Below are 23722 nucleotides of genomic sequence, written 5' to 3'. Positions count from 1 at the left end.
TTTCATTCGATTTTTGGCGATTCCTTTCGATAGAGCATGCCGGCCGCCTCCGCCAAACGCTTCTCACGCGCCCGGACATACACGGCCGTAGTATCAGCACTGGCATGGCCAAGAATTTCTTGCACCACATACAGCTCCACCCCTCCTTCGATCGCCAACATGCCGAACGTGTGCCGGAAGGCGTGCGGTGTGGCCTCGATCAGGGCAAACATGTCCTCTGGTGACAGTTCCGCTTCGGCACCCAAGGCCTGCAGGTCGTCGTGCACGCGCCGTAACGCTCCTGTGACCACGTCGTACAGCGCTCCTGCCGTGTAGCCACGGTGGCCCGCCGTTCCATCGCCATGGCGTGCTAGCGCCGCCGGCGTGGCAGGTATTACCAAAGGCGATAACAGCGGACGATCATTGCCGGCCAGGTCAAAATCCGAACCGAGATCAGCCCAGTGTGTGCGTAGCGCGTCAATAGTGCGGGGACTGACGGGCAGCACCCGCTTCTTCCTCCCTTTACCCAGCACCTTCAGCATCCAGATGCCAGGCACATGCCGACTGGGTGTGAGTGCATTGCGGCGGGCCGATACCGCTTCTGCGCGACGCAATCCCGAATCGCCCATCAGCAGCAGCATCGCAAGGGCGATCCGGTCCCGTCCTCCGTCGGCTTGCTGGGCGCGTCGCTCGAGCGCCGCAATCAATACTTCCCATGCCTCGGCCGTTAGCGCCTTCTCCACCTGGATCGGGTCAGTCTCGATATCGACGACAGGATCTTTGACCCCCAGCCAGGGATTGCCTCCCAGGTAGCGCACGCGCGCCAGATACTCGAACGCGGCGCGCAGGATTTGCATCGCCTGCTTCTGCGAGGCCGGCGACATCGCCTGGTCGGAGAAAGGACGCCAGCGGCGGCTGGTGCGCGGCGCGCGCGGACCACAGAAACTCGCCGCCGGCATCGCTAGGAACCGCACATAGGCCTGGCATTCATCGACCAGCAACGACGAGATCGGCTTGCAGGCGATCAGTGCGCTCCACAGCACGAGGCGCTCCAGCTCGCGCCGGTACGCGCGCAACGTATGCGGCTGCCCCTCGTATCGGGCCAGGTAGCACTCGATCGCCTCCAGGTCGTTGGTGGCGCTGATGAAGCAAAACCGCTCGGCGCGATTGACGCCGCGGCTGCCATCGTAAAGCGAGGGCAGTGAAAACGTCCCAAGTGGTGACAACACGCCCTCGGCGACATCGAGCACCGGAAGATCTTCGCGCGTCACCAGCGCGCGCGTATCCGTATCGATGGTGCCAAGCGTTTCGGCATGGCGTTGTAGCCAGCGCGCCAGCACTTCGGCGCGGCCGAACCCTACGCGCGGGACCGCCCGCCACCAAGCCGGCCCGCGTACACTCATCATAGCCATCAGTTCGCCGAGGGTGTGCACGTCCTCACCGCGCAGCGCGGCCGTCAGCCGCGGCCGGAACCATCGGCCGATCACGTCATCCGGCATGGGGACCGGTTCCGGCAGGTCCGCCGCCTGTACCAGAATGGCGAGCGCCTTGACCGAAATTGAACCGCCGCGGCGGGCGTTTTGCAGGATGTCCGCGAACGCCGGATTATGTCCGATTGCGCGTTCGACCAGTTCGTCACGCATGTGGATCAGAAATCTTTCGAGCCCCTGCTGCACCTGAGGGCTGTCTTCCTGGTAGTACAGGTCGGCGATGCGCTGAATGGGCACTCTTTGAACAAAAGCGCGCAGCGCCGTGTAATCGGTCCGGTTATAGGCGATCGGGGGAATCACGACATTGGTATTTTGCGCCATTCATTCACCTTCATTTTACATATGGCCGACAGTGGTGGCGTCACTGACGCTTGGCGAGGGGCCATCGTGGCTCACTGCTCCACCATCAGGCGCAATACCAGCCACCTGACCGCAGTGATCGTAAACATCAGGTCGGCCCGGTAGACTTGATCCGTTAGACTTGCAGCGATTTATGGAAACCCAACAGCATCAACGCCTTTCGCTCATCCTTTTTCAAGGTCTTGACCGCCCAGATCAGGATATGACGCGGCCGTGAAGACGCGACATAGGCGAATCGGGCCGCCTCAGATGCGGGATTACCCACCCACTCCTTCCAGTGTGCTTGTTCTCCCTGCCGGCTGCTCGACACAAGCATCGTCAAATCGTGGGTCTCCCCTTTCACTTCATGAATGGTCGCCAGCCGGCGTTTTGCCGAACGCGGACTTCCGGGCGCAATCACCGCTCCCACCAAGGCTGTGGCCAGCCCCGCAGGTGCCCGATGCTGCCGCGCCATGAGCGCCTTTAGGACGTTTTCACACTCAGCATTCGGACACGCGACTGCCGCCAGGCTAGCAAGCGCCTTCTTGTGCAAGGCACACCAGGCAGACCAGGTAATAGACTGCTCCGCCAAACCCGCCTCAACAAACACTGACAAGCCGTCAGAGAGAAATCGGTGCCAATCCAATGCCGACTGCATTTCCGCAGGCCGGCAGAAGGCGTCTTCGCCCAGGGTATCCTGCTGGATGCACTCCTCCGCCAAGTACCCTGAAAACGCGGACAGAGCCTCATGTAAATCGCCGGGATGCCTGCGCGCAAAGGTTGCAATGGCTGCCGCGAGCACCTGTACCGCGCCCCGCGCCGATTCGCCCACGCGCATCCTGTGCAGCGTACTGTGCCCACGCGCCACGATCACTGCCTGCGGATGGCCCGCCGCCAGCTCGTCAAAAATTCCCAATGCCTCGCTCGGGCAATCGCGGTACTCGACCAGGTAGCACGTTGTTTCAGCGTAATTGGCCTGCCCTGTGATCTTGTTGGCTTTGACCAGCGCGCCATGCAGCTCGACGATGCTTTGCCCGCTGCGGAAATTTCGTCGCAACAGCATTTCCTTGCAACCGAGTGCGCGCACGAACTCCGCGACGTCTTCTGGTTTGCAATTCCTAAACAAATAGATCGCTTGCTCAAGGTCGCCGATCAGGTGGAAGGTCACTCCTCTTTCCGCGAGTCGCGCAAAGATCGCAATTTGATCGGCCGACAGGTCTTGGCACTCGTCGATCATGATATACGGGTAGCGTGTTACCAGACGGTTCACATACTCGGTAAAATGGCCGCTACTCAGGATCTCCAGAGCCAACCGCTCCACATCCTTGTAGGTAGCGAAACCATTGGCATTAAAAGCTGCCTTCGCTGCCGCCAGATCATCGAGTTGGTACTGTCCCAAATTTAGTGCGTTCATCGCCCGCTGCTTGGGGAGCACGGGATGCCGAAACACGAAGCGGCCCGCAGACGGGTCCCAGTCGAAACGATTGGCCGGGATGTGCTCATGACCGATCTTGTACTTTGTCCGATGGAAGCATACAGCTTGCTCATCCACAACACGGATCGCAAAATCCCCGTCTCGCCCCTTAAAACCCGTCAATCGGTGGGCAAGCGGGTTGACGATCTGCTTCAGAAAAAAACTGTCCACCGTACCCACGAAATGCGGAAAAGTACTGCGGCTGCCACGCCGGGCCAGCGCGATGCGCTCCACCAATTCACCCGTTGCGCTGCGCGAGAATGATAGCACGGCGATTCCGGCCGGGAAGTGCGACCAATCGCGCACTTCCTTCGCAACTTTCGCGGCAATGACTTCGGTCTTCCCACTTCCGGGGCACGCACGCAGGTAGACGTTATGTGCCAACGGCTCCTCGATGTAGGCAATCTGTTCTTTTGAAAAATCCATCATTGTGTGCCTCAGAGCTTGCAGCTCCAATTGATAGCATCCGCGATGTAGCCCGGAACCACAAGCTCCGCAGTGCCATTCGCAACCGCGTCAGCGAGCAGTTGCGCGAACAGCCCCTTCCCCATATATCCGTTCTCGATCAGTTCCAGCAGCTCGAATGCGGCATCCGCCTTCTCAGCGGACTTGGCCACTGCCCAATCGGTATTCGGGTCGCACAGGTCCGCCAGGCGCTGCTTATTCTTCCCGTCTGTCTCCCACGCGTCGTGCATGACCTTGGCCATCGGCGTGATATTTCTTCCCTCCATGGCCAAGTCGTATTCGAAGGTCTTATACAGACCGACAAAAAGGCGGGCATGTGCAGACTTGGCGATTTCTGGGATGAGTTCCAAGACATGGTTGGTCCCCTTGCGCAGGTTGCCTGCATGTGGTTTGACATCCACCACCTCGTCCTTGCCGCCAATGTTCACCTTTTCGGTCTTCGGCGGGTCGAGATCCGTCAGGCCGGCGCAACGCACCGGTATGTTGGCGCCAGGCACGGCGGGATCAATATTGCAGAACAACTGCATGAAGTGCTTGAAGTAGATGCCATTGAGGTTGATCGCACTCACCCCCAGGTCATGCAGGGTTTGCTTGCCAGCCGGCTGTGCTTTCAGAACGACCTTCGCCAATTCCGGTAACAGAATCGCTTCGGCAATACCTTCTACAAACATCAGCCCGCGCGCGAACAGCAGGTTGGATTTGGTGACATCCAACCATCGGTTCACGAAGCGTTCACTCTTATCGGGCAGTCCACAATCGGCGAGGCGGGTCGCGACCGGCGGCGCCCCAGCGGTCATATGCACAATGGCGTTCATCGGCACCACGGAGGCCAGCACTGTGGAGTGAGTGGTCACAATGACCTGAACGCCAGTTTTCTGAGCCGTGTCGGCGAGGTACTTCAGAAGGCGCGTTTGAAGCTGCGGATGCAAATGCGCCTCAGGCTCTTCAATCAACAATAGGTGAAAGAGGCCATTATCCTGGCCGCGAAGTTTGGATTCGAGATGAAGCTCGGCCAGGATCGAGGCAATGTAAATCAAATTGTTGTAGCCCAGGCTGTTCTCATTCAGGCTACGGAACTGGCTGGCATCCACTGCGGACAAGTCCGGAAAGTACAGCAACCGCAAGCTCTCAACAATCCGCGAGAAATCACTCTCTGAAAACTGGATACGCGTACCCTGCGCCAGGCTTTCCCCTATCGCCTCCTTCAGACTGTCAGAAATCAGTGCATTGGCCTTCTTGATCTCGTAATCGTCGCTCTCTGCCAGTTCTTTGTTGAACTCCTTTACCTTCGCGACCAAAGGATGATCCGTGCCGTCATCCACGTGCTTCAGCAAGTCCTTCTTGCAGATGACCTTCAACAGCTTCGCCAAGCGGGACCGCGAACCATTTGTCAGCTTGTCTTCCGCGTCGCGTAGCGGCGGCAGGTAAATGCAGCGGATCAGGTCGATAACCTCTGGCTCTACCGTGGCCTTGGTCTTACCGGCCCAAAGTGATCGCTTAGGTCGGCCACGGTATTCACGGTTCTCGACGTGCAGATGCAGTTTGGTGTCGTGATCAACATCTTCCCAGGCAATGAAAGCAAGTTTCTCGTCCTTGTCCAAATCGGAAAATGTCGCGGATATCTTGAAGCCCGGGGCGCGTACGTCGCCCACAGCAAAACCGAGGTGGAAATCCTGATCATCCACGGAGTAGCGCCCTGCTTCCGAATCAACGAATAACTGCCGCAGGGCGCCAATGACGCCGGTCTTACCGGCACCGTTTTCGCCAACCATTACCGTCAGTCCTTTGTTCAATTTCACCGTGAATGGCTGATTGAATGTCCGGAACCCCTCCACCGTCAGTCCGCTGATATACATCCTGCCAATCCTTGATGCAAAAAAGAAATAACACTATCACGAAAGACAACATTTCACTACAAACTGCTTCAGAGGCATGCTCAGGATTGATGCTTTTCTTGCCAAAGTTGACTTAACTTAATGATTTCGAAGAGAAATGAAAAGTTTAACTGCCGGCAGCCCGCTCTGCATTTTCGACTTGCGCAATTTGCTCCGCATGCCTCGCGAGACACCTATCTTCATGGGATTTGCGCGCCTCGCTGATCTTGTCCATCTGCTCCTGCATGCAAACGTCGCGGTTCCGTTCACCTTTATGTGGCTTCGTAATCACAACTATCCGGCGAGCCCGCAGCGGCACTTCTTGAACTTCTTACCTGAACCACAGGAACAGGGTTCATTGCGGCCGATTTTGACCCCGGAGGAAATTGGCATACTTCTTTGAATTGCCGGAGAACGCCCTCCCGGGCGCAACTGCGGTATCGGATTGGCCTTGATTTCCGCAACCAGTTGGCGTTGGCCCGCGAGGATCATGCGGGCCTTGGGTGCCAGGCCGGCCGCGTAAACCTGAAGCCGTTCCATCTCCCGCTCGGCCTCTGGGTACAAGCCACAGTAGGCCAGAACGACGGCGTACTGTGCACGGACATCCAGGTGCCTATTCAGGAGCTGGTTGCCCACGACCACTGGCATGACGTGCTGCTCAAGAACCTCACGCGCGCCCACGAAATCATGTCGTGCGACAAACTCGTCGGCGAGGTCTTGCCCGACGCGTATGAGCGAGTCGATGGCGCCGGCGATAGCGTAAAACTTCATCGCATGGATTCGCGCGAAAGGCGCGAGCACGTGCAACTTGCCGGCCACCAGGGCCTTGAGTTCGAGCGCATCCGCGAGTCGCTTGATGTCTCCCTGATCAAGTCCCGGCTTATTGATCAACGCCCAGAGCTCGGCCTGCTTCACGCGAAAGATTTGATTGGGCCGAATGCCGAGGGCTGCGAACGTCGCGCCGATCACCTGTTCGACTATCTTCATCGCGCTTTTGTAGCTTCCCAGACCATAGAGAGCAGCCGCCGCGTTGTAGAGGAAGACACGCTGGTGCACAGGCTTGTCGGGCAATCGGCTGTCCAAGTCGTGAATCGCGCGCTGAACGCCATTCTCGTCACCTAGATACGACAGATGGAGCATGCGCTTCATCAGGAAGGACAGAATTTCGTCCTCTCCGAGCGCGCCACTGTCGATCAATCGCTCCATCGCCTCCAACCTAGGTGCCACACGGTCCATGTACCCGAGCTTCATGTCCGAGAAGACGAGCCCATCCAGAGCCCAATACTGCTGCACCGGATCTGCCCCGTCTTTGGCGACCAGCACCTCGAGCCCGTGCCAGATTTCCGCGGCCACGCCCATTTCGTGAAACATTTCTTCGCCGATGAGCGCTACCAGCATCTTAACGTCGCCACAGGTCAGCAGCAGCCGTGCGTATTGCGAGAAGCGCGCAGTGGTCCGGTCACGCTCGAAAGACTCAACCATCAGTTCCTTGAGGGCATTCCGAGCCAGCGAAGCGACATCCGCGGGCATGCCTGAGAGATGCTGGCTTCCGACAACACGGATGGCGTCATGCAGCCGGATTTCCTTGTTGCCATAAACCTCCACCACTCCTGCAGCTCGCAATGTCCGGATCACACCAGCAACTGCTTGCTCATCCATTCCGAGGGCCGCGTGCAGCAGCTTGTTGACCTCGGCCGGGACCAGGCCAATATCGGACAGGCTCAGCACGGAGATCGTCTGTCGCGCAGCGAGAGGAAACGCGTCGAAGACCTTCGCCAGGATGACCTCCTGCGCGGTCTGAGTCAGGTTGGTCAACGCATCGACGGCGTCGCACATCTGGTCAATGCGACCGTCATAGTCTTCGCGGGCAATCGTGGCGGCGCTCCTGACGAACAGGGGCAGGCCAGCCGTCAGCGTCTTCAAACGCCCCATCGTGGCTGCATCACCTCGACATTCCCACCCAACGGCGGCAGCCGCAACAGTGTCAACACCCCACCCGTTCAGTGGTTCTCGTTTAAGGCCTAGAAGGGCTTCGATCTCGGGTAACGTCCCCAACGGTTGCGCCAAGAGCATGAACTTCAGGGCCGACGTGACATCGACCATGCGCTTGATGCTCTCAGCCGAAATACGATGTACGTTGTCCAGTACCACGATCGGCGACAGCCCCTCGCTCTTGAGGTAGAGGTCCAACTGGCGGAGCGACTCGACGCCAGTGGCTCCCGGCAGCAAGATCTTGCGCACCCCATCTGGCCCGGCGCCGGCCAACTTGGCGGCAAGTTCACGCACCAGCGAGACGGCGAGGGCCTCGCCCGGCGTCTCCGAGCAGTCGAAGTACGCGCAGTTGTGGCTGCTGAAGGTGGCCGCCTGCGAAGCCCAAGCGGTCTTCCCGGCGCCAGAAAAGCCGGAAACGATCCGGACACGGGAACTCGAGTCGATCTGAGGCTCATTTTCCTGGGGGCGGTACTGCTCCGGTGGCGCAGGAAAATCCTGCAGTTGGATGATGATCTGGTCAAACAGCGACGGCAAATCCGTAATCTCGAAGGTATGGTCCGCATGGGGCGCCTCTCCGGCGGCCGCCGCCTGGACACGCCCAGCCAGTTTCCACACGAGGGAGTCGGGCGCCAGCATTGCGAGGGGGACGGTTATGGCTCGATCGACGCACCATGAGACTGCCTCTTCGATGCCGGACCAAGCAGGTGGCAGTTGACCAATGGGCCCCTTACAGAGGCGCCCTGGCCAGAGAATCTCGACGTCACCTGCCAGCTGCCCTGTCCGGACTTGATCAGCGAGCGTCGGCCCCAAGGCACGGTTGACCACCACCACGAATGTCGCACTACCCGGCCGCCGGCCCTGCGCGTGCTCTTGCCGCAACGCGTCAAAACGCTCCAGAGCCGATTTGATGTCCGCCGGCATGATTGCCTGGGCACGCGTCTTGACCTGGATGTAGGTTCGCCCTGCCGGCGTGACTTGCTCGATATCTTCATCACGCTCGACCGCAACCGATATCGCTCCCGTCTGTCCCGAATTTAGAAGACAGGCAGCCGCATAGAGATGCTGATAGAGGAAACCGCGATGAACCGCTTCGATGCGGATTTCCTGAGCTGGGGCAAGTGTCGAGGGAGAGATCATATATATCTGGGAATTTGGTAATTGGGACTCATCAAGTGAAATACACAAGCTGCATCGGGCCATCCTACGTAGAAAGAAACACACGACCTGACCGATCCGATCGGCGGAGCTAGCGCACAGTAGTTCAACATGGACATTCACAGGCATTGGCGAAGAAAAACTGAACGGCTGCAATCAGCCGGCAGCTGTGTTTTATAAACATGTGCCGTGCTTCTGGACGATTGCGGACGTTGTTGAGCATTGCCGCGAAAGCCTCTTGTGTCAAACTTTATTGTTTTGTGCCCGACTTTATTGTTCGCCGACAATAAAAATAGGGGTTTATACGCCGATCATACCCGTTTCACGCGCAAAAATAACAATAATCCTTCCGTGATAATACGGATTATCACGGAAGGACAGGCACTTCCAATGCGCTACCTCGCGACTTACGGCGGCTTGCCGGGGGCCTGGCCGGTATGGTGGAGCTCGACCCGGTGCTCACCCAATCCGCCTTCGGCGACGGGCGCCCTCCTCTGCCCCTGGCCGCCCGCTACCAGCGCGCACCCGCGCTATGATCCACGCCCAGGCAGCTGCCCGGCAGGCCGGCACCTCCCGCCTGGTGCTGCAGGCTGCGGCAGGTGCCAGTGCCACCCCCACTTCCCTGCCGCTGATCGAACTAACGGCTTCAATCCATTTTTTGCTTGAACAAGGTACCGACGGCCACCGGTTGGCCGCCATCCACGCCGGCCAGCGCCTGCAACCGTGCCGCATCGGCCATCGGGCATTTGACCGGCATGGCCTGCACGCCGTGAGTCAGCAGCCAGATGGTGCGGGTGACCCCGTCGCTGAACGAGAGGACCGGGTGCTCGGTCACGTCGACGCGTGTCAGCACCTGCCCCAGCAACCGGCGACGCCACACCGGCGTTTCCAAGCGTCGCAGCTTACAGCTGACGGTGGCCAGCGGCACCGGGTTGGCACGGCCCTCCGCAAAATGCCGGTCAGGCCAAGGGAACTTGCGGTCCAGCGGCCAGGTCGCGGGGCTTTGGTGCGCCACCTCCGGATGGCTGCTGCCCAGCCGGCGCCATAGCTGCAGGAACCGCTCGGTGTCGACCTCCACGACCGCCATTGCTTCGCCGTCAGATCCAGGATACTTCTCGCACATATAAACCGTGTCGCTGCCGGTAAGCACGGCGAACAGCGCGCCCTGGAAGTGGTGAATAGGATGAATACCGGCGAAGGTGCGCAGCGCCGTCATGGCGAACAGCCATTGCCGGCGCTGGCGGGCCGCTTGTCGCCGCGCGCCAGTTCCGAAGCGGACGGGCTGCAGTTCCGTTCAGCCGGCTTGCCGGTGATAAACTGCTGACCGGGGTCTGGCACGTGATCGCTGGCGGCTATAGCACGAAACCTACCGGGTTCACACCAGAATGCCACTCTGACGCCTTCCTGAACGGCGAACAGCTGCCGGGCCTGAGCACAGTTCTGCCGGTTGTACGCCGCCCCGTCCAGAGCATCGAAGGTGGCGACATGCAGGCGCAGGGCCGCATCGGTCACGCTGTTCCGGTATAGGGTATAGATCGCGGCATCCGGCTCTGCCTCGGCCCATGCGGCCTGCATGGCGACCGTGGCCAGGATAAGCATGCCGTGACGGGATAGTCTGTAAGTGTTCATCGTCATGCCCTGTCAGCAGGGATCGCTGTGTTTGCGCGCCAGCGGCGCGAGAAACACCAGGCGGCCATCCGCCTCGTAGGTCGCCCGCTCCTGCTGATACTCGCTCCCTACCGTGTTCCTGTCCTCGCAGCCCCTGTAGATGCGCCAAAAGATTTCAAACTCGATGTCCACCTGGGTAGGACAGTCCTCGTCGATCGCCACCCTGTCCACCTTGACCTCGTAAATTTCAGCGCGGTCGTCGGGGTGGTCGTCCAGTAGCGCGTGCGCCACCTCATTTAAGCGCTTCCCGCGGTTCTCCTGCAGGACCTGCTGAAGCAGCTCCGCATCCAGGCCTTGGCCAACTAAAACCGCCAATTCACGCATTGCCTGTTCCTAGCAGAATAAAAAGACAATTATGCACTCAAACAAACCGTTGGTCTGGCGAGGTGGAAGGGTCCATCGCAGCCGCGCAAGTTTCCGTCACCAATTGAAGAATCAGCCACCATGCATACAGAGCAAGGGCGGATTCACACGCCTCCTCGTCCGCCAGCCCATGGGCGACATCATTGCGCAAATTGGGTCCAGCGCGGTCGCACATGAGCGCATGGATGACCAGCGTCAGCCCATCGCCAAACTCCTCGGCCATTTGGGGCCGTTCAACCAGGCGGCCCAGCGCAACTTCCATATCGAGTCCTTTGTCATGCTGCGCTGTAAAAGCACCAGCGCCGCGCAACACCTGACGCACGACGTGCTCAAACTGCGGCATCAGGATGTGCATGGCCTGCACCATGTCACCGCAGTAACCGGCGTACAGACCTTGCCCAAGCATGCGAGCACGATCAGTTGGTACTACAGGGGATCGCTCCGCGATCGCGATGAAATCACCGAGCCGAAAGTCATGCTCGAAGCGCAACTGATCACGTGCGGGCAGCAGCTCGGCCAACGCCACCTTGCTGGCATGCTGAAGGAACATGGCACGCGCTCGCGCGTCGACCTGCGCCTGCCAACCGTCGTCGGGGCCGATGCGCTGCACCTGGCGCCCATCGCCGGCCACGACGTTTATCCCCATCGTGGTGCTCAGTGGTGTGGCCCTCAAGGCAGCTTCGGCCGCAGCTTTCAGCGCTCCAACGTCTGGAGGACTGTCCAGTCCGCAAAATGCCAGCAAGGCCTCAAGGGCGGGCCGCCCTTTAACGTGGGCGACCGCGGCCTGAATGCGACCGCCGACGGCTTCGCGTGGCCCTCGTATCACCACCATTTCGCCCAGCATGGCGTGGCCAGCGTCTTCCCGCTGGCGCCGCAGCGCCTCTATCGTGCCCTCGGTTCCCAGCTGGGCGCGGAAACGGGCCGGTACGCGTCGGTAGGCTTCTATCGCCTTACTGAGCCAATGGTGCTCCACGGTGGCGCCGTCGGCCTGTCCTGCCTGCATCGTGATCGCTTCGGCTGCCAAGGACAGCATGAGTGCCTGCCGGTCGCGGTCGCGAGCCCATTCGTACCATTCGGCAGCAGCCTCGAAATGGGATTGGGCCACAAATGCGTGCGTGAGGACCATTCGCTGCCGACCGATTACCTCAAGTCGCTCGGCGACCGTGTGTGCACGCCCGCCGCTGCGACGTTCCACACGCAGAGGATACAGGTAGTGCAAAGCCTGGTAGCCGTCTTCGTCATCAGCCGCCGCAAAAAAAGCGTCCAACAGGGCCGTCTCGATGGCGCATGCTTCGTCCTCCGCGTGGATCTGCTTGGCAAGCTGCAGCGCGCGATGCCAACCCGTTTTCGACTCCCCCCGCCAAGCGTCGCCAGATAACGAAAGTCTGCGATAGGCCTGGATCGCCATCAATGGAAACGCATGTCCCCATGACCGATCCAGCAGCCAGACCAAGTCGGCAACCCGTGCCCGCAGCGGCGCGCTGTAGAGGGTGCAGGCCAATTGCGCGAGCGCGTCAACCGCGTCCTTCGGGATGTGGCCCAAGGCCATGCTGCTGCCTCCATCGCTGAACTCGACCATCGGCCTGTATATGTGGCCCGGCTCCTCCGGGACAAGTCGCATCGAACAGATCCCGGCTAGCAGCTCGAGCGCGCGTGAAGCGGCGGTGCTCAGTGCACCTTCCTTTGCTTTCCAGAAAACCTTGTTCAGCGCGTGACAGTCCGCATCAGCGTGCGCGCCCAGAATCTTGGGCACCTCGGCGGCCACGAAGTCGGCGAGGGTGAATGGTACCGGAGCTGGCGTCGCGGAGGAGTCAGTCATGGATAGATCGGAATATGGTGGGGATGCCAGTTCGAACTTTCGCGCGCGAAAGTCGCGGCCCAGCGCTTCTTGGCCTTGATGGGGTGAAAGGGTGCGGAGGCGATCAAAGGGAGTTGTCAGCCGAAGATCATATTGGGCATGGCGCCCAATTTGACCCACTCGACGATATTGTCAGCCCGAACGGTGAAGCCCCGCGCACGCAGCGCATCGGCGTCCTTCGAATGCAATCTGACTTTGGTTCCATGACTGGCAGTCCCGTCGAGGTTCACGACACCCAGCTCCTTCCCACGACGCCCCAGGACGTGGGCATGAGCCTGGCCGTCACCATGCAGGTGGGACGGCTGGTCAATGCCAATATTGCGCTCGAACCGCCCATTTACCCATTTCCGCTCTTCGTTGAGCGCCCAGATGCTGCCCGGACTGGTGGGTGAGTCGGCCAGTAATATCTCGTCTAGAGATGGGGGAGGCGTCGGCATGTCGTAAAGCTCGTGTAGTTTCATGGATTACTCTCGGCTAAAAAGACCATCATAAACCCGATCCTTGCAGGAAACCAGCTGGCCAACTCGTCATTGTTTGGTTGAAGTGGGCAATTGCGGTGGCATATTGCTGTCGCAACTCGGGCAGTGCGCGCTCCACTGAACTATGCTTCATACGCAGATTCTCGGTGTAAAGGTACTCAATGAACGACCAGAACTGCACCAGCGCGCCCGCGAGGTGTTCAAGCAGTTCGGCGCCGATGTATAGTCGCTCCACAGGCGGCGCCGACACGCTGGGCGTATCGGGATCATCGTACGGCCAGAACTCAGGATGAGTGCGCCACAAGTCGTCAGCGCTGCGTCCATTGCCATGGCGACAGACATTACCAAGGCGAGAGAGCAGATCCAGCTCTGGATACCAGAGGAATGCCTGTAGCGGAACGCCGCGCAGCTGCTGAAAGTATTCCTGCAACCTCCCCCAGTGGTGCATTTGTACATCCTGGGTTTTAGCGGGATCGTGAGGCACGTAGGCACTCAGATATCGGCGCAGCTGGCGTTCCCATAGCGCGGACAATGATAGGCACAGACCTAAAGCGGTCACTTGGTACTGCATTTCCCTATCAGAATGTACGAACACAGCCGACACATCGTTGGCAGTGGCCGCCAGCCAATCATGTACTTCCTGCGCGGCGGCGGCGAGCGCCGGCTGCGCTACCTTGCCCCAGTACGCGTCGACCATGCGGTCAAATCCCGTACACACGTGCTCTCCGGCGCCATTGAGCCAACTGAACTGCACTTTTTCATCCATTTTTGCTCCCTGCTTTTATGTAACCCGGACATATCTCGGGCATATTATCCCCCGTCGCGTTGGCGCAATAGATCCCTTGGCGCTGCATGCTCCTGGCGCAAGATGCTGCCTTCTACATTGAGTTCGTCGATCAGCCGCTACACCGGAGTCTGGTTGCACTGCAAAATATTAGCCTCTCGTTCCTAGCCCGCTCTCCGCGGGCTACTTCGAACAAGCTGGTCGCACCTGGCCTTGGGCGACACTGGCGTGCACGGTTTCTAGAGCATGTCGGCCAGCTGCGCCGCCCGAGTCGGCACACCGTTACGCGACCTGTTAATTTCTTTACATGTTGGCACTATACCGTTCAGCCATGCAGCCATCAATGGCAGCGACCTTGGACGCTGGCGAACGGACTGATATCGGCCTGATACGGATACTCGACTCCACCGGCGCACGCACACTTCCCGGCACACCGCCCACCGTCTTGATCGCAGGCTTGATATCAGAGTATGCTTCACCCGATTAACTCTGACTAAAGCCAAAATTGGTACTTAAAAATCATGGCAAAAGCCCCGTATATCGAAGTTCACAGACTGAAGTACATGCTAAAAGTCGCCGCAGTCAATGGCGAATTCCCGATGCGTAACGTAGCCCTCCTGCCGTACGTCTACGGTACCGGGACGATGCTGACCGAACTGGCCCGTCGCCCGCTCACGGCTTACCTGAACTCGGATGGCACCGTGCGCGAAGAGTCGGTAGTCTCGCCAGACATTGCATACAACGGTAGCGAGCGCCCCCTATATTGGCCTAACAAGATGACAGAGCGTCGCACCAGTTCGACTGCTATCAGCTGCTTCTGCGACAGTCTGAGCCAGCTGCTTCGCAAGTTGCATCTACAAGCCGGGATCGAAGGTGCGAGTACCATGTCGGGCCGCCGTACATTCGCTGTACGACTCTCCACTGGCCAGCGTCCCGTAAACCTGAGATACAGCAAAGTCCTCCTGGGTATGAAGACACTGAGGGCAACTAAGATGTTGATAGACGCTTCCCCAGTCCGACTGGGCAAGATCGCTGCGGGAGTGTTCTGATGGAGCGGAAGCCACCCATGTCCGCAAACCAGTTTGACGTGATCGCTGAGTTAATCAGTTCACGTGAACCTACTAGAGCTGCAGCTCGTTTGGTGCTCGTAGAGGGCTTTCGTCCGTCTGACGCAGCGAAGAGATTTGACTTGCTACCGCAATCGGTCAATAAGACGTTGAGACGATTTGAGGCCGCTGAATGGCTAATTTTGGACGCATACTCACCTTTTCGCGATTCCACGGAAAAAAGTTGCAATAAACCTTTAAAGGGCTATACTGACTGCATTGAATCCACTTACAAGGAGAAAGCCATGACTAATCGATCCCCGATTTTGACCGACACTGACCATCGCAACCTAGATGGATTTCTGAGTGCCATCCTCGACGATTTTCACAACGGCGCGATTACCAAAGCTCAGGTAATGGGTGGCCTCGCTCAGGCCATTGGTGCCGTCGATAAGGGCAATCACGGCGAAGCGTCGAACTGGTTCAAGCAAGGACGCAAGTTAATCCGCTTAGCAGTGTGACCACAGAGAAAAATGGTGCGAACCGGCTTTCTGAATAAGCAAAATCCCAGCAGCCCTCCAAGGCCCGCAAGACGGGCCATGTGGCATTGATAGGGACGGTATGGTGCCTTCCCGCGTCGTATGAACGAAAATAGGGTTGAATGTATGGAGTATAAAATTGTCGGTGGCGCTAATGAAAGCGTTGCAATAGCTAAAGCAGAGTGTGAAGCGGAAGTGACGTTAGCATTGTCAGAAGGGTGGGTCTGCACTGGGGGCGTCTCGGCGAACGTCTTTGGAAATTTCCCGCAAAAGCCGTATAGCTACGCCTTTTTCCAAGCACTCATCAAAGCATAGGAAAACGCGCCGTGATGGCGCTCGCTGCTGGCCGATGTTCTATGGTCGTAAAACGATACTAATCTGGTGGATCGAGGGTGATTGGCAAGGCGCGGGGGAGCGCTCCGGAAAAGTAACTGTACTATTGCTTTGGACACTGTCAGTGGATCTTAGTTTGTTAATTTCTTCATGCAGCGCTTGCTGATGTGATGGCGAAAACATTTGTAGCGTTCATTTACGTCTGCTGCGCCAACTGCCGATCTTTTCGTATATTGCGCAAGGGCTAATCGGTTATTTGCGCCCATTCCCTCGAATGGTAAAAGTTTCTTTGTCCTAGCCACTGTGAAGGGATTTCGCTTCGCGAACATGGAAATATGAAATTATCGGGATTGACCATGGAAACCAAGAGTGTTTTAGCCGCGTTGGTGGCACTGGCGCAGAATTCACGCTCGGCCGTTATTCGTTTGCTTGTCTAGATTGGATCGCATGGTATGGCTCGCTCACAGTGCCTCTAACGACCTCATCAGGGAGCAGGAGTCGGGCTTTTTGGAGAGGATGTTGCGCAGGTTTTCGGGACCAGAGACCTTATTGGCAAACGCGTGCAGAGACGTAGCCTTGATTCGCTTATTACTAAAATTCTTCGCCAGCCTTCCCATGGCCTCAGCAATCCGGTAGCCGAAATGAGGGGAATGTGCCTTCGCAAGTTGCTGTTTCAGCATTATCCCTGTGATGGACACCACAGTCGGGGTCCAAGACATGGCAAACTCCTCGGTTTAATTGGCCACCGCTTTATGAGAAGCGGGTCGATGCGCAGGGTTCGCACTCGTGCGACTCACCAGGAAACTTTGTGTATTAGTTGCGATGACCTCGTTCCGACAGATGATATCTAGGGCGTGCTCCGTGAGCCGAGTTTTCAGTTCTTGACCTTTGAACTGAAATGGGACGCTATAAGAATGCTCTTCAATGCTCCTGTGATAATCCTAACTAGGACGGACCTCCGCCTCTTATTAAACCGGGATAGCGCTGCTCATTTAGCGGTGGCGATTGGCAAAAAAATTGTAGTTGGTCAGGTTGCGGCCTGCCATTCTCCAAGTTCTTCGGGTATTCCAAGTGTCGAAAGATCGATTCCTGATGAGTGACTGAGCGTATGGCTACCAGCAAGATCTTCTGCTGCCTGTTCAGGGGCGTGGTAGCTGCCAAGGCTTTCATCACCGAAGACCGCCTGAAATCTGTGTTTTCCCGAGTCATAGATGATTCGGGCCGTTCGTCTCTGCGTTCAAAAGCTATACATAGGTCGCATATTCGACGTCAGTTGAAATCGGCATAAGCCCAGTTCGTTCAAACGGTAGTGCCTTGACGCTTACATACAAGCTGAGGCCGTGTCCAGATGTCAGTCTTGGCTAAGGCTCTGAACCGCGGCTGTGGGTGTACAGTATGCAAGATTCGATTCGTCCTCAAAATCAGCAAAGCCTCCAGGTTTGCTGGTTGACCAGGCTATGTTGTTTCTCCTCTCGGCGCGCCTTAAAACCACCCTTACCGCCACAGCCATGTCAATGTTATGGCGACGCATGTAGAGGATGGCATGTAGAGATCCTAATCGTTCTTCCATATCGATGGCTGAATTGACGATCGACTCGGAAAGCGTGTCAATTCTGCGTTCGCTATCGGGATTTGATGATAATAAAATATCATTCATTTTTCACCTCTTGCGCTTAGATTGGGAAGTGCAGCCGCCACTAGAAGTTGACGCTAGAGATTAGTTGGAAACTCCTTTGGCCAAGAGCTGAATTTGCCCTCCTTTGGTACAAGTGAAGCCACTGAGCCTGTTTCTATGAGCTGGCAGGCTAGCGCCGAGGCTTCGATCTGTGCCGCTCGCTCCGTCTTAAATACGCTTGTTGTTGAAATTTCGACAATGGGTGAGTACTTGATTCCTGCATGAGCGGTAAGAAGGATCATACCCTGATACATGCCGTTCACTTTCCTGTAGCAGGCTATCTGGTATTCATAGTCACCATGTTGCAATTTTTGGTAATTTTCCATTTATGCCCCGCCATGAAAGATTGTTAGGTGGTTAAATTGTGAGCTGTATTCTAGAGCATTTTTAGAAATTGAAAAGCACAGTATAGTCAGCAAATAATATGCGTCTTGGTCCTGTGGAAACCAATGACAGTATTTCATTTTATGCGTGTTTTTTTGAAATTTATGTATAATTCCCATCAAGGAATCTAATCCTCGGTCCTCGCCCCTGACTGTTCAAATTTTCAGCCGCCTTGAACTTGCCGGCTCAATATGTGTCCCTACATGTGGATGCGTCAAAACGAACGGTAGGTGCTGTATGACAAACCAACTCTCCCCCTTACGAATCATGATTGTTGATGACAATCGTGATGCCGCCGATCTTGTCGCGGAATTTCTTGTGATGTGTGGTCATGAGGCTGTCCCCGTATATGGCGGAGCCGAGGCACTACAGACGGTCGATAGTTTTGTCCCTGATGTGGTCTTCCTTGATTTGGGAATGCCTGGTGTGAACGGTTTGGAGGTTGCCTCCACCCTCCGGCAGGCGTCTCGCTTCCAGCACATCAAAATGATTGCCCTTACTGCCTGGAGTGATGACGTCACTCGGATGCAGACAAAAGCCGTGGGTTTCGATCATCATTTGGTCAAGCCGGCCGGCCTGGATGACATACTCGGCCTGTTGAGTGTCGGCGCTTGAGTGGCGCAATGGGATGGCTTGAAGACGTCGAATTGACTCTTTTGCTCACTAAATGATTTACACATTCTACACTAGCCGTTCTCAGGGCATTCGGCATGTCTAGGAAGCGCACGCCCGCTTCAGTCGAAGGAGCTGCCGCCCGGACTGACAAAGCGGTGCGGGGCGATGACCTCGTCATTACAAAACATTGTGACCTGATAAGGCTGCTAGTTGTAGTAGTCAACCCATCCCGGACACTACGTTAAGTTTTTCTTCGGCGACGGCCGGTGCCAATCCGTGATTAAACTGATGTGGCCGTATCCAGTTATACCGGTGCATCAGGTAACGGCTGATGTCCCGTTGTGCTTCCTGTGCCGTCATGTAACCAGTTGACGGCAGCCATTCAGTTTTGAAGCTGCGGAACAGCCGTTCCATCGGAGAGTTATCCCAACAATTTCCCCGACGGCTCATACTCTGTCGTATCCGATAGCGCCACAAGCGCTGACGGAATTTTCGACTGGCGTACTGGCTGCCTTGATCCGAATGAAACAGCAGGCCCTGCGGTCGACCTCGCTGCTCGTAAGCCATTTCCAGCGCTTGCACAACAAGGTCGGCGTCGGGCCGTAGCGAGAATGCCCAGCCCACCGCTCGGCGAGCGAACAGATCCAACACCACAGCCAAGTAATACCATCGCCCCTGCGCCCAAACATAGGTGATATCGCCGCACCAGACCTGATTTGGCGCCTCGGCTGTGAATTCACGATTGAGGTGGTTCGGAATATCGACCCGCTCCACCGTAGCCTGCTTATAGACATGGCTGCCAGGCTGTTTGCAGACCAGCCCTAGCTCTTCCATCAAACGACTGACTTTGAAGCGGCCAATGGCCGTGCCTTCCTCGCGCATCATGCCCATGATGCTGCGGCTTCCCGCCGAACTGCGACTCTCTACGAACAGCTCGTGCACGCGGCTACGCAATGCCATGCGCTCAACATCAATGTGCCGGGCGCGCTCCCGATGCGCGTACAGGCATGACCGCGCTACGTCGAACACCGCGCAGATCAACTCGATTGATTCGTCACCACAAATCTGATCGATTACCTCGTACGTTCTATCCCTTCCGACATCAAGAGCGCGGTAGCCTTTTTTAAAATGGACTTCTCCCGCTCGAGACGCTCAATGCGCGCTTCGAGTTCCTGTATTCGCTGCTGATCAGGCGTCATTGCCTTACTCTGTGGCGTGATGCCTTGCCGCTCCAACTGAAGCTGCTGCACCCAGCGGCGCAGCACTGATTCGCCGATGCCGACCGAACGGCTTGCCTCCGTATGGCTATATCCTTGATCCAGTACCAGGCATGCCGCCTGCTGTTTGAACTCAGGGGAAAACGTACGTCTTTGCTTGCTCATCAAACACCTCTCCATGGCGAGCATTCTCGCCTAAATTAGTGTCTGGGTACATTAGACCACTACAAAATATGACCACCCGTGAAACGATCCTTTCGCTCTGCCGCACCTACCGCTACACGCTCTGGCGCGATGTCGGGAACCTGGGCGGTGACGGCTACGCGATGTTCATCGGCTTGAATCCAAGCACAGCCGATGAGGTCTTGGACGACCCAACAATTCGGCGCTGCATGGCGTTCGCTAAATCTTGGGGATATGGTGCGCTTTGCATGACCAATCTGTTCGCATTCCGTGCGACTAAGCCAGCCGACATGTTGGCAGCAACCGATCCAATCGGACCGGAGAATGACAAGCACCTTGTCACCCTTGCGGGCAGCGCCGGCATAGTGGTAGCGGCATGGGGCACAAACGGCACTCACCTCGGACGCGACCAAGCAGTTCGGGCCGTGGTGCCGAATCTGCACTGCCTGCGCAAGACACAGGCTGGCCATCCAGGCCATCCTCTGTACCTCCCGGGGAACCTCACGCCCGTGATATTTGAATGAAAACAGCGTGTTCAACTTGAACACCCAATAAAATCAAAGACTTACTGTTTTCGTTTCACTCCCGTAAGCGGTATTGATAGATGCATGATGTTTGGGAGTTCTCAAACATTAAAATGAACATTGGTATAAAAAGACAACTCAATGGAAGTTGCGGCTTCGAGTATCCAGATCCCCAAGCAGATGCGTAAGATCTACCAACCGCTTCGCCACCAGATGTGTGACATTGTTCGCACACTGCCATTGGCCATACACACCCAGCAGACGCGCGCTCATCACTTCCCGACGCTGCTGCTCCAAAAGGCTCGGCCAGACGATGACGTTGACGTTTCCTGTCTCGTCCTCGATCGTCAAGAACACGACGCCCTTCGCAGTCTCCGGGCGCTGCCGCACGGTTACCAAACCACAACCACGCGCGAGACGCGCATCATCATACAAATTCAGAATTTCGGCAGGCATGAACCGCATCGCGTGCAACCGCTCACGTAACAGCGCAAGCGGATGACGGCCGAGCGTCAATCCCATATGGCGGTAATCCGCCACCAGTTCCTGCCCTTCAGTGGGTGGCGCAATCGTCAACTCTTCCTCAACGATGTGGGCCTCCCGCAATAGTCCGCGGTCAGGAACGCTCCCCGCCGCATTCCATATCGCCTGGCGCCGATTGCCGCTCATCTCCAAAAGCGCGTTTGCACTGGCCAGCAGCTTCAGTTGCGTCGCATCGAGCGCCGCGCGCATGCCCAGGTCATGCAAATCCTTGAACGGCCGCACAGCCCTCGCCTCTTCAATCCGCCAGGCGGCTTCACGCTCCATACCTCGAATCAGGTTGAGCCCCAGGCGTACCGCAGGTTGGGCGCCAGTTGAAGCCTCCAACGTGGCCTCCCAACCGCTGATATTGATGTCCACGCCACGCACCTCAACGCCATGCCGCACGGCGTCCTGTACCAGTTGCGACGGACTGTAGAAACCCATCGGCTGGCTGTTCAGCAGGGCGGCCAGAAACGCGGCCGGCTCATGCCGTTTCATCCAGCTCGATGCGTAGGCAAGGAGAGCAAAACTGGCAGCATGCGATTCTGGAAAACCATACTCGGCGAATCCCCGGATCTGACCAATGATGCCGTTAGCGAAATCGTCGCTGTAGCCGCGCGCCGCCATACCTGTTTTGAGCTTGTCTTCAAATTGCTCCAAGCCCCCTTTTCGCTTCCACGCGGCCATGGCACGGCGCAGCTGATCTGCCTCGCCAGCTGTGAACCCGGCCGCGACCATCGCGATCTGCATTACCTGTTCCTGAAAGATTGGGATACCCAGTGTGCGTGACAACACAGCCTCCATTTCCGGACTGGGATAGGACACGGGATCGGTCCCCTCGCGCCGGCGCAGGTAAGGATGGATCATCCCCCCTTGAATGGGGCCTGGGCGGATAATGGCTACCTCGATCACCAGATCGTAAAACACTTTTGGCTTCAGCCGCGGCAGCATCGACATCTGCGCACGGCTCTCGATTTGGAACACGCCGACTGTGTCGGCCTGGCAGATCATCTCGTACGTCGCAGCATCCTCTTTCGGAATGTCTGCCAATTCAAATCGCTCGCCGCGCCTGGCCGATACCAGTTCCAGTGTGCGACGCATGGCACTCAACATGCCCAGCGCCAGGATATCGATCTTTAACAAACCGACCGCATCCAGATCGTCCTTATCCCACTGCACGATGGTACGGTTCTCCATGCTGGCATTTTCCACCGGCACCAAACGCGACAGCTTGCTGTGCGAGATAACGAAACCGCCAGGGTGCTGTGACATGTGACGCGGAAAGCGCATCATGTGTTCAGCCAGGAAAGCCCACTTTCGGGCGACGTCGGAATCAGGATCCAGTCCGCAGCTGTGCATGCGCTCCGCCAATTCGGCCCTCCCTCCCCATCCGTGGTTGGCCTTGGCCACCTTGTCGACAATGGACAGGTCAACGCCGAGCGCGGTACCCACGTCACGCAACACGCTCTTCGGGCGATAGCTGATGACAACGGCCGTGAGTGCAGCGCGAGTGCGGCCGTACTTCTGATAGATATACTGGATCACCTCCTCACGGCGCTGGTGCTCGAAGTCCACGTCGATGTCGGGAGGTTCGTTACGTTCCTTGGAAATAAATCGTTCGAACAGCAGGGTGCCACGCGATGGATCGACCTCGGTCACGCCCAGGCAGTAGCACACGGCGCTGTTGGCCGCCGAGCCGCGTCCCTGGCACAAAATCCTGTTGGCCCGTGCGAAGCGCACGATATCGTAGACCGTGAGAAAGTAGCTCTCGTAGGACATCTCCGCAATCAGTTCGAGCTCCCGCTCGACGAGAGACTGGACGTTGGCCGGCACGCCGGCGGGATACCGCCAGTGCGCACCAAGGTAGGCTTGCTGCCGCAAATAACCGCTTGGCGTCATCCCCTCTGGCACAATCTCCACCGGGTACTCGTACCTCAACTCGTCGAGCGAAAACGTACACAGATTTGCGACGCGGACCGTCTCCTCGAGCGCGGCGCGCGAATAAAGGTTTCCCAGCCTTACTCTGGAGCGCAGGTGCTGCTCCGCGTTCGATGCTAGCCGATAGCCACACTGTGCGACCGGAACGCCATGACGGATCGCAGTCATCGTGTCCTGCAAGGGCTTGGCGGAACGCACATGCATCACGACGTCGCCGGTAGCCACCACGGGCAAGTCGAACTGGGCGCCGACAGCAGCGACGATGTCCTTATGTTCCTGGTCGCGTGATCGAAAGTGCAAGGTCAGCGCGATCCGCGCACGACCGGCCGCACATTGCAACAGCCAGGCCCCTTGCCGCTCGATGACTTCGAGCCCTGCGCCGTAGCTTGGCAGCAGAATCAGCTGACAATCGGGCATACCTCGCAACGCAACCAAATCAGGCGGCGGCGCCGCAATATCACGAGGCCGCACAAGATACTCTCCCTTCTTTGCTCGCCGGCGCGCGACGGTAATCAGTTCACACAAATTGCCATAGCCGTTCCGGTTCATGGCCAGGATTAGCAAGGAGAAGGGCGGTGAACCGTCCTCTGGCGTCACCAGCATCTGGCTCCCGATCAGCAACTTGAGGCCAGCCTCCTTGGCGGCAAGATGTGCCTTCACCACACCGGCCACCGTGCATTCGTCGGTGATCGCCAGAGCGTGATAGCCGAGGCCAGCGGCGCGTTGCACCAGTTGCTCGGGAGCGGACGATCCATGCAAAAACGTAAAATGACTCACGCACTGCAATTCGGCGTAGGAGGGGAGGGCGGTCGCCATGGCGCGCATC

General features: G+C 57.6%; 18 protein-coding genes and 1 pseudogene. 3 read left to right on the top strand and 16 right to left on the bottom strand.

Annotation, left to right across the window (positions count from 1 at the left end; translation table 11 throughout):
• Positions 1–2: 2 nt before the first annotated feature.
• The 10 genes from V3C40_RS27690 to V3C40_RS27645 all read right to left on the bottom strand — a co-directional run bounded on the left by V3C40_RS27690 (position 3) and on the right by V3C40_RS27645 (position 13902).
• Positions 3–1790 (bottom strand): phage integrase family protein, encoded by a 1788-nt coding sequence (locus V3C40_RS27690; RefSeq protein ID WP_331779094.1) that lies wholly within the window; start codon positions 1788–1790, stop codon positions 3–5.
• A gap of 154 nt (positions 1791–1944) precedes the next feature.
• The gene (locus tag V3C40_RS27685; protein WP_331779093.1) at positions 1945–3711 is read right to left on the bottom strand and encodes a UvrD-helicase domain-containing protein; all 1767 of its coding nucleotides are present in this window, start codon (positions 3709–3711) and stop codon (positions 1945–1947) included.
• Positions 3712–3719: 8 nt separating this feature from the next.
• Entirely contained in the window at positions 3720–5603 is a 1884-nt protein-coding gene (locus tag V3C40_RS27680; protein ID WP_331779092.1) for an ATP-dependent nuclease, read from the bottom strand.
• Between the two features lie 312 nt (positions 5604–5915).
• Positions 5916–8750, bottom strand: a complete 2835-nt coding sequence (locus V3C40_RS27675; protein ID WP_331779091.1) for an SEC-C metal-binding domain-containing protein — start codon at positions 8748–8750, stop codon at positions 5916–5918.
• Between the two features lie 664 nt (positions 8751–9414).
• Entirely contained in the window at positions 9415–9984 is a 570-nt protein-coding gene (locus V3C40_RS27670; protein ID WP_331779090.1) for a plasmid fertility inhibition factor family protein, read from the bottom strand.
• On the bottom strand, positions 9981–10403 hold the full coding sequence (locus tag V3C40_RS27665; RefSeq protein ID WP_331779089.1) for a hypothetical protein: 423 nt from the start codon (positions 10401–10403) through the stop codon (positions 9981–9983). The genes V3C40_RS27670 and V3C40_RS27665 overlap by 4 nt, the downstream gene beginning before the upstream one ends.
• 6 nt (positions 10404–10409) lie before the next feature.
• A complete protein-coding gene (locus tag V3C40_RS27660) occupies positions 10410–10760 on the bottom strand; it encodes a hypothetical protein (RefSeq protein ID WP_331779088.1) in 351 nt (116 codons plus the stop codon).
• 37 nt (positions 10761–10797) lie between these two features.
• Entirely contained in the window at positions 10798–12618 is a 1821-nt protein-coding gene (locus tag V3C40_RS27655) for a DUF4209 domain-containing protein (protein ID WP_331779087.1), read from the bottom strand.
• A gap of 116 nt (positions 12619–12734) precedes the next feature.
• The gene (locus V3C40_RS27650) at positions 12735–13118 is read right to left on the bottom strand and encodes a hypothetical protein (protein ID WP_331779086.1); all 384 of its coding nucleotides are present in this window, start codon (positions 13116–13118) and stop codon (positions 12735–12737) included.
• A 25-nt stretch (positions 13119–13143) separates the two neighbouring features.
• Positions 13144–13902 (bottom strand): hypothetical protein, encoded by a 759-nt coding sequence (locus V3C40_RS27645; protein ID WP_331779085.1) that lies wholly within the window; start codon positions 13900–13902, stop codon positions 13144–13146.
• A 1084-nt stretch (positions 13903–14986) separates the two neighbouring features.
• On the opposite strand from V3C40_RS27645, the gene V3C40_RS27640 reads away from it, so the two are divergent.
• A complete protein-coding gene (locus V3C40_RS27640) occupies positions 14987–15487 on the top strand; it encodes a hypothetical protein (RefSeq protein WP_331779084.1) in 501 nt (166 codons plus the stop codon).
• Between the two features lie 812 nt (positions 15488–16299).
• On the opposite strand, the gene V3C40_RS27635 is transcribed toward V3C40_RS27640, so the two are convergent.
• The 4 genes and pseudogenes from V3C40_RS27635 to V3C40_RS27625 all read right to left on the bottom strand — a co-directional run bounded on the left by V3C40_RS27635 (position 16300) and on the right by V3C40_RS27625 (position 17839).
• Positions 16300–16557, bottom strand: coding sequence for a hypothetical protein (locus V3C40_RS27635; protein WP_331779083.1), 258 nt, complete (start codon positions 16555–16557; stop codon positions 16300–16302).
• A 15-nt stretch (positions 16558–16572) separates the two neighbouring features.
• Positions 16573–16767: pseudogene (locus V3C40_RS28365) on the bottom strand (Mu transposase domain-containing protein); the annotation flags it as partial.
• A 422-nt stretch (positions 16768–17189) separates the two neighbouring features.
• The gene (locus V3C40_RS27630) at positions 17190–17495 is read right to left on the bottom strand and encodes a hypothetical protein (RefSeq protein WP_331779082.1); all 306 of its coding nucleotides are present in this window, start codon (positions 17493–17495) and stop codon (positions 17190–17192) included.
• Positions 17496–17548: 53 nt separating this feature from the next.
• Entirely contained in the window at positions 17549–17839 is a 291-nt protein-coding gene (locus V3C40_RS27625) for a hypothetical protein (RefSeq protein WP_331779081.1), read from the bottom strand.
• Between the two features lie 295 nt (positions 17840–18134).
• Between V3C40_RS27625 and V3C40_RS27620 the strand changes: the two genes are divergently transcribed.
• Positions 18135–18512 (top strand): response regulator, encoded by a 378-nt coding sequence (locus V3C40_RS27620; RefSeq protein WP_331779080.1) that lies wholly within the window; start codon positions 18135–18137, stop codon positions 18510–18512.
• Positions 18513–18731: 219 nt separating this feature from the next.
• On the opposite strand, the gene V3C40_RS27615 is transcribed toward V3C40_RS27620, so the two are convergent.
• Positions 18732–19894, bottom strand: a protein-coding gene (locus tag V3C40_RS27615; protein WP_331779113.1) for an IS3 family transposase whose coding sequence is annotated in 2 segments (ribosomal slippage) — positions 18732–19639 and positions 19639–19894 — 1164 coding nt in all. Because the reading frame shifts where the segments join, the coding sequence is not laid out codon by codon here.
• 68 nt (positions 19895–19962) lie between these two features.
• Between V3C40_RS27615 and V3C40_RS27610 the strand changes: the two genes are divergently transcribed.
• Positions 19963–20436, top strand: coding sequence for a DUF1643 domain-containing protein (locus tag V3C40_RS27610; RefSeq protein ID WP_331779079.1), 474 nt, complete (start codon positions 19963–19965; stop codon positions 20434–20436).
• Between the two features lie 138 nt (positions 20437–20574).
• Here V3C40_RS27610 and V3C40_RS27605 read toward each other — a convergent pair whose 3' ends face one another.
• Positions 20575–23721 (bottom strand): error-prone DNA polymerase, encoded by a 3147-nt coding sequence (locus tag V3C40_RS27605; RefSeq protein WP_331779078.1) that lies wholly within the window; start codon positions 23719–23721, stop codon positions 20575–20577.
• Position 23722 lies beyond the last annotated feature (1 nt).

Origin of the sequence: Janthinobacterium sp. LS2A (genome assembly GCF_036543145.1) — a bacterium.
GTDB lineage: Bacteria > Pseudomonadota > Gammaproteobacteria > Burkholderiales > Burkholderiaceae_D > Janthinobacterium > Janthinobacterium aestuarii.
The sequence above is the reverse complement of the archived record's forward strand: the minus strand, read 5'-3'. Positions and strand labels throughout refer to the sequence as shown.

Excerpts from the sequence above, each read along its gene's own strand:
- V3C40_RS27690 (WP_331779094.1), bottom strand. The coding sequence starts at position 1,790 with ATGGCGCAAAATACCAATGTCGTGATTCCCCCGATCGCCTATAACCGG.
- V3C40_RS27685 (WP_331779093.1), bottom strand. The coding sequence starts at position 3,711 with ATGATGGATTTTTCAAAAGAACAGATTGCCTACATCGAGGAGCCGTTG.
- V3C40_RS27680 (WP_331779092.1), bottom strand. The coding sequence starts at position 5,603 with ATGTATATCAGCGGACTGACGGTGGAGGGGTTCCGGACATTCAATCAG.
- V3C40_RS27675 (WP_331779091.1), bottom strand. The coding sequence starts at position 8,750 with ATGATCTCTCCCTCGACACTTGCCCCAGCTCAGGAAATCCGCATCGAA.
- V3C40_RS27670 (WP_331779090.1), bottom strand. The coding sequence starts at position 9,984 with ATGACGGCGCTGCGCACCTTCGCCGGTATTCATCCTATTCACCACTTC.
- V3C40_RS27665 (WP_331779089.1), bottom strand. The coding sequence starts at position 10,403 with ATGACGATGAACACTTACAGACTATCCCGTCACGGCATGCTTATCCTG.
- V3C40_RS27660 (WP_331779088.1), bottom strand. The coding sequence starts at position 10,760 with ATGCGTGAATTGGCGGTTTTAGTTGGCCAAGGCCTGGATGCGGAGCTG.
- V3C40_RS27655 (WP_331779087.1), bottom strand. The coding sequence starts at position 12,618 with ATGACTGACTCCTCCGCGACGCCAGCTCCGGTACCATTCACCCTCGCC.
- V3C40_RS27650 (WP_331779086.1), bottom strand. The coding sequence starts at position 13,118 with ATGAAACTACACGAGCTTTACGACATGCCGACGCCTCCCCCATCTCTA.
- V3C40_RS27645 (WP_331779085.1), bottom strand. The coding sequence starts at position 13,902 with ATGGATGAAAAAGTGCAGTTCAGTTGGCTCAATGGCGCCGGAGAGCAC.
- V3C40_RS27640 (WP_331779084.1), top strand. The coding sequence starts at position 14,987 with ATGTCCGCAAACCAGTTTGACGTGATCGCTGAGTTAATCAGTTCACGT.
- V3C40_RS27635 (WP_331779083.1), bottom strand. The coding sequence starts at position 16,557 with ATGTCTTGGACCCCGACTGTGGTGTCCATCACAGGGATAATGCTGAAA.
- V3C40_RS27630 (WP_331779082.1), bottom strand. The coding sequence starts at position 17,495 with ATGAATGATATTTTATTATCATCAAATCCCGATAGCGAACGCAGAATT.
- V3C40_RS27625 (WP_331779081.1), bottom strand. The coding sequence starts at position 17,839 with ATGGAAAATTACCAAAAATTGCAACATGGTGACTATGAATACCAGATA.
- V3C40_RS27620 (WP_331779080.1), top strand. The coding sequence starts at position 18,135 with ATGACAAACCAACTCTCCCCCTTACGAATCATGATTGTTGATGACAAT.
- V3C40_RS27610 (WP_331779079.1), top strand. The coding sequence starts at position 19,963 with ATGACCACCCGTGAAACGATCCTTTCGCTCTGCCGCACCTACCGCTAC.
- V3C40_RS27605 (WP_331779078.1), bottom strand. The coding sequence starts at position 23,721 with ATGCGCGCCATGGCGACCGCCCTCCCCTCCTACGCCGAATTGCAGTGC.